The 11,239-nt window shown below is 67.9% G+C and carries 9 protein-coding genes and 1 pseudogene; 3 read left to right on the top strand and 7 right to left on the bottom strand.

Annotated elements, in window-relative coordinates:
* Window positions 1-999 (bottom strand): HAMP domain-containing protein (locus tag AB0B25_RS05830; protein ID WP_357175288.1); only part of this gene is annotated, 999 nt, incomplete at its 3' end.
* Window positions 1,000-1,011: 12 nt separating this feature from the next.
* Window positions 1,012-1,452, bottom strand: coding sequence for a response regulator transcription factor (locus tag AB0B25_RS05825; RefSeq protein ID WP_357175285.1), 441 nt, complete (start codon window positions 1,450-1,452; stop codon window positions 1,012-1,014).
* 290 nt (window positions 1,453-1,742) lie between these two features.
* Here AB0B25_RS05825 and aroC point away from each other — a divergent pair, with 290 nt between their 5' ends.
* From aroC to aroB, 3 genes and pseudogenes are all read left to right on the top strand, one after another.
* Window positions 1,743-2,966: a chorismate synthase gene (aroC, locus tag AB0B25_RS05820; RefSeq protein WP_357175755.1), complete on the top strand. Its 1,224-nt coding sequence runs from the start codon at window positions 1,743-1,745 to the stop codon at window positions 2,964-2,966.
* A pseudogene (locus AB0B25_RS05815) lies at window positions 2,963-3,613 on the top strand (shikimate kinase); the annotation flags it as partial. The gene aroC and the pseudogene AB0B25_RS05815, both read left to right, overlap by 4 nt.
* A gap of 245 nt (window positions 3,614-3,858) precedes the next feature.
* The gene (gene aroB / locus AB0B25_RS05810) at window positions 3,859-4,983 is read left to right on the top strand and encodes a 3-dehydroquinate synthase (protein WP_357175282.1); all 1,125 of its coding nucleotides are present in this window, start codon (window positions 3,859-3,861) and stop codon (window positions 4,981-4,983) included.
* A 79-nt stretch (window positions 4,984-5,062) separates the two neighbouring features.
* Here aroB and AB0B25_RS05805 read toward each other — a convergent pair whose 3' ends face one another.
* The 5 genes from AB0B25_RS05805 to alaS form a co-directional block, all read right to left on the bottom strand.
* Window positions 5,063-5,533, bottom strand: a complete 471-nt coding sequence (locus AB0B25_RS05805; protein ID WP_357175279.1) for a B-4DMT family transporter — start codon at window positions 5,531-5,533, stop codon at window positions 5,063-5,065.
* A 102-nt stretch (window positions 5,534-5,635) separates the two neighbouring features.
* Window positions 5,636-6,451, bottom strand: coding sequence for a shikimate dehydrogenase (locus AB0B25_RS05800; protein ID WP_357175276.1), 816 nt, complete (start codon window positions 6,449-6,451; stop codon window positions 5,636-5,638).
* Window positions 6,441-7,958, bottom strand: a complete 1,518-nt coding sequence (locus AB0B25_RS05795) for an endolytic transglycosylase MltG (RefSeq protein WP_357175273.1) — start codon at window positions 7,956-7,958, stop codon at window positions 6,441-6,443. Before AB0B25_RS05795 ends, AB0B25_RS05800 begins: the two co-directional genes overlap by 11 nt.
* Window positions 7,955-8,521 (bottom strand): Holliday junction resolvase RuvX, encoded by a 567-nt coding sequence (gene ruvX / locus AB0B25_RS05790; protein ID WP_357175271.1) that lies wholly within the window; start codon window positions 8,519-8,521, stop codon window positions 7,955-7,957. The genes AB0B25_RS05795 and ruvX overlap by 4 nt, the downstream gene beginning before the upstream one ends.
* Entirely contained in the window at window positions 8,521-11,187 is a 2,667-nt protein-coding gene (alaS, locus tag AB0B25_RS05785) for an alanine--tRNA ligase (protein ID WP_357175268.1), read from the bottom strand. The genes ruvX and alaS overlap by 1 nt, the downstream gene beginning before the upstream one ends.
* Window positions 11,188-11,239 lie beyond the last annotated feature (52 nt).

Raw genomic sequence — 11,239 nt, 5'->3', positions numbered from 1 at the left:
GTCGACCATCGTATTGATGGTGTCCTTCAGTTCCAGGATCTCCCCACGGGCATCCACCCGGATCTTCTGCGACAGATCACCCTGCGCGACCGCGGTCGCGACCTGGGCGATCGAACGCACCTGGTCGGTCAGATTGTCCGCCATGAAGTTCACCGACTCGGTCAAACCCTTCCAGGTGCCCGAGACGCCGAGCACCTGAGCTTGGCCACCGAGCCGCCCCTCGGTACCGACCTCGCGCGCGACGCGAGTCACCTCGTCGGCGAACGAGGACAAGGTGTCGACCATCGTGTTGATCGTCGACTTCAGTTCCAAGATCTCGCCGCGGGCATCCACGGTGATCTTCTGCGACAGGTCGCCCTTCGCCACCGCGGTCGTCACCTCCGCGATGGACCGAACCTGTGCCGTGAGGTTGCCCGCCATGATGTTCACCGATTCGGTGAGGTCCCGCCACGTTCCCGATACCCCTGGCACCTGCGCCTGGCCCCCGAGCCGGCCCTCGTTGCCCACCTCCCGGGCGACTCGCGTCACCTCGTCGGCGAATGCCGAGAGCTGGTCCACCATCGTGTTGATGGTGATCTTCAACTCCAGCAACTCTCCTTTGACATCCACCGTGATCTTCTGCGACAGGTCGCCCTGCGCCACCGCGGTGGCCACACCCGCGATGTCCCGGACCTGAGCGGTCAGGTTGTCCGCCATCGCGTTCACCGACTCGGTCAGATCTTTCCACGTACCCGATACCCCGGGCACCGAAGCCTGACCACCGAGCATGCCCTCGGTGCCCACCTCCCTCGCGACCCGCGTGACCTCTGTGGTGAACAGCGAGAGTTGGTCCACCATGCCGTTGAAGACGGTGGCGATCTCGTCCAGCAGCGGATCACCGACCTCGGGCAGGTACCGCCGGAAGTCACCGTCGCGCACCGCCTTGAGCCCGTCCAACAACGGTTGCAGTCGCTCGTCGTTGCTGCTTACCCGGTCCGTGGTCGCGGTGTCCTGGACCATCGGTGTACCTGCCTAACTTCGTCTGCGTGGCCGGTCGAATCCGAGGTCGACGTCGAAGCACTTCTCGCCGGCGGCGACACGACGGATGACGTTCAGCAAGTCGTCGAACATTCCGGTCTTGAGCACCAAACCGGCGCCACCCGCGGCCATCACCCGGTCGACCATGGCCTGGTCGGCGTCCCCGGTGAAAACCAGCACCCGACTCTGTGGGGACGCTCTGTGCAGCTGCCCGATGGCGTCGATACCGTCGCCGTCGGGCAGGCGACGGTCGAGCAGAACTACATGCGGGTGGTATCGACCTGCAGCACCGATCACATCCTCGATCGACCTTGTTATTTCGATGACATCAATGTCGTCGACGAGTTCGAAGGCGGAGTCCAACGCCATCACCACCATAGGGTGATCCTCCGCCACCAACAGCCGGGTACGGCCGGGGTCGACATCGGCCGACATGGACCCCATGCTACGTCTATGCTGCCCCGTTGCTGCCTGATTGCCCGAATCATACTTCTGAGCGCCATTCCTCGATCGAATTTCATCGTTGCAATATTCGGTTCGCTCGGTGATCCAGGTCGAGTTTTCGAGTTGTCGTCGACAATCGCGATACGGATGGGTGCGTGCGCCGCGGCGAGCTGCGGATCCGCGGCGGGCCGGCGGTGGCACGAGCGCCGGTCCGGCAGCAGTGCCCACCGTCTGCGGGCCGCCTGCCGAAGCACGCACGCCGACATGGGAAGATGGACGATGTGCTGCGCTGGATAACTGCCGGAGAATCCCATGGTCCCGCCCTCGTCACCATCCTCGAGGGGATGGTGGCCGGCGTCGAGGTGACATCCGACGAGATCTCCGCGCAGCTGGCACGACGCAGGCTGGGGTACGGGCGCGGCGCACGGATGAAGTTCGAGGCCGACAAGGTCACCGTCGTCGGCGGTGTGCGGCACGGTCACACGATGGGCGGTCCGGTGGCCATCGAGATCGCCAACTCCGAGTGGCCGAAGTGGACGACGGTGATGTCGGCCGATCCTGTCGATCCGGCCGAACTCGCCGAACTGGCCCGCAACGCGCCGCTGACCCGGCCGCGGCCCGGTCACGCCGACTACTCGGGCATGCTCAAGTACAACTTCGACGACGCCCGCAATGTCTTGGAGCGTGCCAGCGCCAGGGAGACCGCGGCACGCGTGGCGGCGGGCACCGTCGCGCGCAACTTCCTGCGCCAGGCGTTCGGCGTCGAGGTCGTCTCGCACGTCGTCTCGATCGGCGGCGCACAGAACAGCACCGGCATCGTGCCGTCCGCCGCCGACCTCGGCACGGTCGACGCGAGCCCGGTGCGCGCATTCGACAAGACCGCCGAAGCAGCGATGATCGCGGAGATCGAAGCGGCCAAGAAGGACGGCGACACCCTCGGCGGCGTAGTCGAAGTGGTCGTCGAGGGTCTCCCGGTCGGCCTCGGCTCGTTCATCAGTGGCGAGAACCGTCTGGACTCGCGGCTCGCGGCCGCGCTCATGGGTATTCAGGCCATCAAGGGTGTCGAGGTCGGCGATGGCTTCGAGACCGCGCGGCGGCGCGGCAGCCAGGCGCACGACGAAATGCGACCCGGCCCCGACGGTGTGCTGCGCTCCACCAACCGCGCGGGCGGCCTCGAAGGTGGCATGACCAACGGCGAGGCGCTGCGGGTACGCGCCGCGATGAAGCCGATTTCCACCGTGCCGCGGGCACTGTCCACCGTCGACATGACCACCGGCGCCGAAGCGGTCGCCATCCACCAGCGCTCGGACGTCTGCGCCGTGCCCGCCGCGGGCGTGGTCGCCGAATCCATGGTGGCTCTGGTCGTGGCGCAGGCCGCGCTGGAGAAGTTCGGCGGCGATTCGCTCACCGAGACCACCGAGAACATCACCAGCTACGTCAAGCGCATCAGCACCCGCCCGCACGTCGGCGCCCCGCAGATAACCATGGACAGTCGGTCACAATGATCGTGCAGACCGACCCGCGCGTCCCGCGCGTGGTGCTGGTCGGACCGCCCGGGGCGGGGAAATCCACGATCGGCCGCAAGCTCGCCAGGGAACTCGGTGTCGAGCTGTACGACACCGATGCCGGGATCGAGCGCGAGACCGGTCGCACTATCCCGGAGATCTTCGCCGAAGACGGTGAACCCGAGTTCCGCAGGATCGAAGAACAGGTGGTGCGCCGCGCCATCCTGGCCGAACGCGGAGTCGTCTCGCTCGGTGGCGGCGCCGTACTGTCCGCGAACACCAGGGCGCTGCTTCGCAGCCGTACCGTCGTCTACCTGGAAATCAGTGTGGCCGAAGGGCTTCGGCGCACTGGGGCGAGCATGCAGCGTCCGCTGCTCAACGGCGCGGATCCCAGCGCCAAGTATCGAGAGTTGATGCGCACCCGCCGCCCGCTCTACCGCGAGGTGGCGACCACCCGACTGCGGACCGACGGCCGCAGCCCGGGGCGGGTCGTCCGCATGATCATGACCAAGCTCGGGATGGAACCGGTCGAGTCGCCCGCGGCCGCGCCGGACCACAAGCAGCAGCCGGCCAGAATACCACAGGGCAGCAGTCGATCCCGGGCTCGGCGGCGAGCCAGAGCGCGGGCGGCCGCCCAACGCAGGTCCGCCGAACAGGGCAAGCCCACCGACACCGCGCCGAACCCGCCAGCAGAACCCGGTGTGACCGTCCGGTCTCCTCGGACCCGCGGGGGCAGCACCGACACCGGCGAATCGAGCGCCGCGGACGGAGTCGGTTCCCGCGACAGAACGGCAGCCGGCAACCGCACCAGACGTGCGCGTGCCCGTGCCCGCCAACAGTCGGCTTCAGCAGCACAGTCAGCGCCAGTAACAACAGAATCGGAGCAAGCCACGTGACAGAGCCGAGTCGTCTCGAAGTCCGGACCGCCGACCCGTACCCGGTGATCATCGGCCGCGGGTTGCTCGGCGAACTCGTCGAGTCGGTCAGCGGTGCGTCCGCAGGCGTGCGTACCGTAGCGATCCTGCACCAGCCGCCGCTCACCGAGACCGCCGAAGTCGTACGGAAGGCCTTGGCTGACAACGGTATCGACGCCCACCGCATCGAGATTCCGGACGCCGAGGCAGGCAAGGACCTGCCCGTCGCCGGGTACTGCTGGGAAGTGCTCGGACGAATCGGCCTGACCCGCAACGACGTCGTGGTCAGTCTGGGTGGCGGCGCGGCGACCGACCTCGCCGGTTTCGTCGCCGCCACCTGGATGCGCGGGGTGCGAATCGTGCACGTTCCGACCACGCTGCTGGCCATGGTCGATGCCGCTGTCGGCGGCAAGACCGGCATCAACACCGAGGCGGGAAAGAACCTGGTCGGCTGCTTCCACGAGCCCGCCGCCGTGCTCGTCGACTTGGCCACGCTGGAAACGGTGCCGCGCAACGAGATCGTGGCGGGCATGGCCGAGATCATCAAGGCCGGTTTCATCGCCGATCCGGTGATCCTCGACTTGGTGGAGCGCGATCCGGAGGCCGCGCTGGACCCGGCCGGCGATGTGCTGCCCGAACTGATCCGCCGCGCGATCCAGGTGAAGGCCGACGTGGTCGCGGCCGATCTGAAAGAGGCAAGTCTGCGCGAGATCCTCAACTACGGCCACACCCTCGCCCATGCGATCGAGCGGCGGGAGCGGTACCGCTGGCGGCACGGGGCCGCGGTGGCCGTCGGACTGGTTTTCGCCGCCGAACTCGGCCGCCTCGCGGGCCGTCTCGACGACGCCACCGCTGATCGACACCGCGCGATCCTGGCCTCTGTCGGGTTGCCGACCAGCTACGACGCCGAGGCCCTTCCGCAACTGCTCGATGCCATGCAGACCGACAAGAAGACACGTTCGGGTGTGTTGCGCTTCGTGGTACTCGACGGTCTGGCCAAGCCCGGCCGCCTGGAGGGACCGGACCCTGCCCTACTGGCCGCGGCGTACTCGGCGATCGCTCGCGAGGACAGCCCGTCGAGCGGCGGTTCGGTCCTGTTGTAGCGCGCACGGCCCAACCACCGCGCCGTCCGCACCCGACACACGGCGCGCTCCGTACTGGGGCACGCCGTTTATCGTCGAGTCAGAAGTCCGCGGATTCGTGCGGCGGCGCAGCGGCCCGTCGCTTCGAGCCGCGGCGATCGGCCAGCATCCGACCGATGCCCACGCCGATCAGCGCGGGCACGAAGATCAGCAGGATGATGAAGGACGCGCTGGCGGTCAGCTCGAACAGCAGGCCGTTGTCACCGAGGTCGAATCGGGGTATCCAGTCCAGTACCCAGGCGACCAGCCCGCTGCCGACGCCGCCCGCGACGGCGGCCTTCAGCCAGAGGAGGGTCAGATCGGAACCGCGCTCCGGACGCGAGCCGGTGATCCGGTCCGCACGGCCATCGAGCACACCCCAGGACACAATGGTCGCGACCAGCACGATCAAGCACAGGATCCGCATCCACGCGCCGTGCGTGGGCCAGTACGCCATCGCGAACCCCAGCGCGGCACGCAGCACAACTACCAGCGCGCCGAACACGACGGCTCGCAGCACCCAACCGTTCATGCCGACCACCATAACCCCGCGCTGTCCGGTCCCAAACTAGAACACGTATCAGCTACTTGGCTGTTTCGCCTAGTTGGCGCCGGATCGGCACCGATGCCGGCGCTACGCCACACCCGCCAGCGCGGCGGCCATCGCAGCACGCGGAGCCGGTTGACCGGTGAATTGCTCGACCTGCCCGTAGGCCTGGTTCAGCAACATCTGCAGTCCGCTGACCACGGTGTGCTCGGCGCGCTCGACCGCATCGGCCAGCGGGGTCGGCCATGGGTCGTAGATCGCGTCCAGCACCACGGGGGCAGCTGCCACCGCGTCCGCGACCACCGCGGCGGCGGTCGCGGGGATCGTGCTCACCACGGCGCCCGATGCGGCGCAAGCCGCGCCGATCGCCGCGACATCGAAGCCGACCAGAGTCGCGGTCATCCCGAGGCGCTCCGCGAGTTCCAGTGCGCCACGCGCTCGCCCGGCATCCCGCGCGACCACAGTGACCGCCTTGCCACCCAGTTCCGACATCGCCAGCAGCGCGGGTCGAGCGGTACCGCCCGCGCCGAGCACCACACCCTCGGCCAGTTCGGTGACCCCACCACCGCGAAGCGCCCCGAGCACCCCGTCCACGTCGGTGCAATCCGCCCGCCAACCGTCCTCGACGCGGACAAGCGTATTGGCCGACCCGACCAGCACGGCCCGTTCGGTTCGCGCACTGGCGTAGGCGAGCGCGGCCTCCTTGCCCGGCATGGTCACCGAGAGCCCGACCCACTCCGGACCCAGCCCGCCGACCAGCCCGGGCAACTGCTCGGCCGAGCACTCGATGCGCTCGTAAGTCCAGTCCAGCCCAAGCGCACGATAGGCAGCCAGGTGCAGCTGTGGAGAACGGGAGTGCTCGATCGGTGTGCCGAGCACCGCCGCCTTCCGATTACCGGCCACTGTCCAGAATCCCGCTCTGCCTTGCCTTCTCGATATTGCGCAGGTGCTCCTGATAGCTGTCGGTGAACAGCGTGGTGCCCTGCTTATCGATGGTGACGAAATACAGCCAGGGGCCGGGCTCCGGATTCTCCACGGCGCGCAACGCGTTGAGCGAGGGCGCCGAGATCGGCGTGGCGGGCAGGCCCGCCATGGCGTAGGTGTTCCAGGGATTGCGCGTCGCCCGGTCGGAATCGGTGGTCGCGACCTCGGTGCGGTCCAGGGTGTAGTTGACCGTCGAGTCGAACTGCAACGGCTGATCGACCCGCAACCGGTTCACGATCACGCGTGCCACCTTGGACATGTCCTGTGGCAGCGCTTCTCGCTCGACCAGCGAGGCCGCGACCAGCGTCTCGTACGGGCTCAGCTTGGTCTCGGTGCCCGACTGCAGCAATCCGGTGCCCTCGTAGCTGCGGGCACTGGCGGTGACCACCTGCGCGAGGATCTGCTCCGGTGTCCCGCTCGGATCGAAATCCAGCGTGCCTGCGGCGATCAGACCTTCGAGCTGCCTGCTGCGGTCCGGGACGTTGCGCAGATCTTGCGCGGCCCAGTTGGGCACACCGAGCGCTGCCGGATCCATGGTCGCGCCGGCGGCGTCGAGCTGCTCGTAGGTCACGCACTTCTGCGTCGGACCGGTCCCGATACAGCTGGCGTCCGCGATCTTGCGATAGATGCCCTCCTTGCGCGAGCCGGTGTTCACATCCTGCTGGTCGTGCAGCTGACGCCCTTCCGACACCACCAGATTGCCGACCCGTGAGGACTTGGCGATCAGCGCGATCACCGCCTCCGCGGCGGGACTGCGGCTGGGGATCGCGTAGTACCCGGGCTGCACCGAGTTCATGTTCGAATTACGCACGGCCGCTTGAACGAACGCGCCCGTGCTCGCGACAACGCCCTTCTCGACCATCGTCGCGGCGATCTGCTGCGACGTGTCGCCCGGCTGGACGTGCACCACCACAAGCGGACCCCCGGGACCCGCGAAGTCCTCCGGGCCGCCGAGGCCGTCGACCAGCTTCATCCCGGCGAACACCACGGCGCCGGTGAACAGCAGCACGAAGACACCGGTGATGACCCACAGGTTCCTGCGCCGCTTCTTGCGCTCGGCCGCCTTGCGCGAGGAGGCCCGAGAACGCCTGCCGCGCTGCGGGCGCCCGGCGCGCTCCGGCTGCGCCCGCTTCGGGCGGCGCGGCGCCTCCTGACGACCGGCCCCCCGCGGACGCTGGGTCTCGGGCCGCCGGGCAGGTCGTCGCGGCGGCGGGTCGTAGTACTCGTCCTCGTCCTCGTACTCGTCCTCGACGTAGCGCGGGATGACGGACGTGTCGTATTCGTCATCATCGCGGCCGCCGACACGGCTATGCGCTTGCGCGGCCTCGTCGTCATGCTCGGCCCAGGCCTGGTCGTCTCTTCGGTAACGCCGATCAGCTTCGCGCTGTCGAAACAGTTCCTCGGCCCGCGCCCACCGATCGGTCATGCATCGTCCCCCGACGACACAGAACGTCCCGCTTCCACCGACCTCAACACCGCACTCCGTTCGTCCAACCATCCCTGCAGGATCGACACGGCCGCCGCCTGGTCGATCACCTGCCGCTGGCCACGCGCGCGAACTCCGCTGTCCCGCAATGCACGTGCAGCTGACACCGTAGTCAAACGTTCGTCGGAAAGCCGCACAGGCACCGGGGCGATAGCAGCCCGCAACCGATCGGCGAACACAGTCGTCAGCGTAGCGGCAGCCCCCTTCTCCCCGCGCAATGTTCGTGGCAATCCCACGATCACCTCGACGGCTTCATACTCCCGCACAATTTCGGCAATCCTCCGGATATCGGGAGCAACCGCGTCCGCACGCTGATTCTGCTTCGCGCGCGGTACGGTCTCCACCGGGGTGGCGAGGATACCGTCAGGATCGCAGGCAGCGACGCCGATCCGGACGCTGCCGACGTCGACGCCGATCCGCCTGCCCCGACCGGGATCGGTGCCGGGCTGCGGCCGATCGGCATCGGGTGACGCCGACCTCTCCGGACTTCCAGGGGCGCCCATCACCCGGCTAGTTCAGCCACCCGGAGGCGGACCGCGGCCAGCCCCGCCGGAATACCGGACGGATCCGAACCGGCGCCCTGCGCCATCTCCGGCTTACCACCGCCGCGCCCCGCGATGCTCGGACCGAAGCTACCGACCAGATCGCCCGCCTTGATGCCGAACTCCTGGGCGGGTTTGTTCACCGTCACCACGAACGGCACCTTGCCCTCGGCATGGCCGAGCAGGACCACTACCGCGGGTTCGCTACCGAACCGGCCGCGGATATCGGTGGCCAGCGTCCGCAGATCGCCCGCAGGCACGCCCTCGGGCGCGGGAACAGCGACCAGCAACAAGCGGCCGATCCGCTCAGCCTGCTCGACGTAGGTGCCCACCGAGGACAGCACGGCGGCCATCTTGGTCCGCTCGAGCTCCTTCTCGGCGGCCTTGAGCCGCTCCACCAGCTGTTCGACGCGCGCGGGCACCTCTTCGGAGGGCACCTTCAGCGACGACGCGACGCCTGCCAGCAGCGCACGCTCCTTGGCCAGGTACTGGTAGGAGTCCAGGCCGACGAATGCCTCGACGCGTCGTACGCCGGAGCCGACCGACGACTCACCGAGTACCGTGATCGGGCCGATCTGCGAGGAATGTTGCACGTGCGTACCACCGCACAGCTCGGTCGAGAACGGGCCGCCGATCTCGACGACGCGGACCTCGTTGCCGTAGTTCTCGCCGAACAGCGCAAGCGCACCCATCTGCTTGGCCTTCGGCAGGTCGGTGACAAAAGTGTTGACCGGGAAGTCGGCGCCGACCGCGTCGTTGGACACGGCTTCGATGTCGGCCCGCTGCTGCTCGGACAGCTGGCCCTGCCAGTTGAAGTCGAAGCGCAGGTAGCCCGGCTTGTTCAACGATCCCGCCTGCACCGCGTTCGGGCCGAGCACCTGGCGCAGAGCGGCATGCACCATGTGCGTGCCGGAGTGCCCCTGGGTCGCGCCGCGCCGCCAGGCCGGATCGGCTTGGGCCAGCACCACATCGCCCTCGGTGATCTGGCCCTGCTCGACCGTGGTCTTGTGCACCCACAGTTTCTTGGCGATCTTCTGCACATCATTGACGCGCAGCTTCAGGCCCGCGGCGGTGATGCTGCCGCGGTCGGCGATCTGACCGCCGGACTCGGCGTACAGCGGGCTACGGTCCAGGATCACCTCGACGTCCCGCCCGGCGGTCACGGTCGGCACCCGGACGCCGTCGGCGATCAGAGCGAGCACGGTGGCCTCTGAGGTCAGCTCGTCGAAGCCGGTGAACTCGGTGGCGCCGCGGTCGACCAACTCCTTGTAGATCGTCAGGTCGGCGTGGGCGTGCTTGCGGGCCTGGGCGTCCTCCTTCGCGCGCTTGCGCTGCTCGGCCATGAGCGCGCGGAAACCCTCTTCGTCTACCGAGAGGCCCGCCTCGGCGGCCATCTCCAAGGTCAGATCGATCGGGAAGCCGTAGGTGTCGTGCAGGGTGAAGGCATCCGACCCGGCGATCGTCTTGCCACCCTTGGCCTTCACGGTGGCCGCGGTGTTGTCGAACAGGGTGGATCCGGTGTTCAGCGTCTTCAGGAACGCCGTTTCCTCACCGACCGCGACAGTCTCGATCCGGCGGAAGTCGGTGGACAACTCGGGGTAGGCCGGCGCCATGAGGTCGCTCACGACGTTCATGAACTCGCTCATCACCGGCTTCTCCGCGCCGAGCAGGCGGGCCGAGCGCACGATCCGGCGCAGCAGACGACGCAGCACGTAGCCCCGGCCGTCGTTGCCGGGGTTCACACCGTCGGCGATCAGCATCGCGGCGGTGCGGGCGTGGTCGGCGATCACGCGGAAGCGCACGTCGTCCTCGTGCTGCACGCCGTAGGAGCGGCCGGTCAGCTCCTCGGCCTTGTCGATGATCGGGCGCAGCAGGTCGGTCTCGTAGACGTTGTCCACGCCCTGCAACAGCAACGCGATCCGCTCGACGCCCATGCCGGTGTCGATATTCTTCTTCGGCAGCGATCCGACCGGCGGGTGCCCCTGCTTCGGGCTCAACTCACCACGGATGTCCTGCATGAAGACCAGGTTCCAGATCTCCAGGTAGCGGTCCTCGTCGGCGACCGGTCCGCCGTCTCGGCCGTGCTCCGGTCCGCGGTCGTAGTAGATCTCCGAGCACGGGCCACCCGGGCCGGGCACCCCCATGTCCCAGTAGTTGTCCTTGCCGTCGCGGAATTGGATCCGCTCCGCGGGGATACCGGCGACCCGGCGCCAGATCTCGGCCGCGTCCGGGTCATCCTGGTACACGGTCACCCAGATCCGCTCCGGATCGAATCCGTAGCCGCCTTCGTCCTGGGGTTTGCTGATCAGCTCCCAGGCGAGAGTGATCGCCCCCTCCTTGAAGTAGTCACCGAAGGCGAAGTTCCCCGCCATCTGGAAAAAGGTGTTGTGCCGCGTGGTGACGCCGACCTCTTCGATGTCGCCGGTGCGGACGCACTTCTGCACGCTCGTCGCCCGCGCGTACGGCGGCGCCTCCTGACCCAGGAAGTACGGCTTGAACTGAACCATGCCCGCATTGACGAACAGCAGGTTCGGGTCGGCCAGGATCAGTGAGGCACTCGGCACCTCGGTGTGGCCGGCACGGAGAAAATGGTCCAGAAAACGCCGTCGGATCTCGTGGGTCTGCACAGATATCCAGCCTACCGGTGCCGCGCACGCGATTATTCATCGACCGGGACAG

This window comes from Nocardia sp. NPDC049190 (genome assembly GCF_040648115.1).
Lineage (GTDB): Bacteria > Actinomycetota > Actinomycetes > Mycobacteriales > Mycobacteriaceae > Nocardia.
The sequence above is the reverse complement of the archived record's forward strand: the minus strand, read 5'-3'. Positions and strand labels throughout refer to the sequence as shown.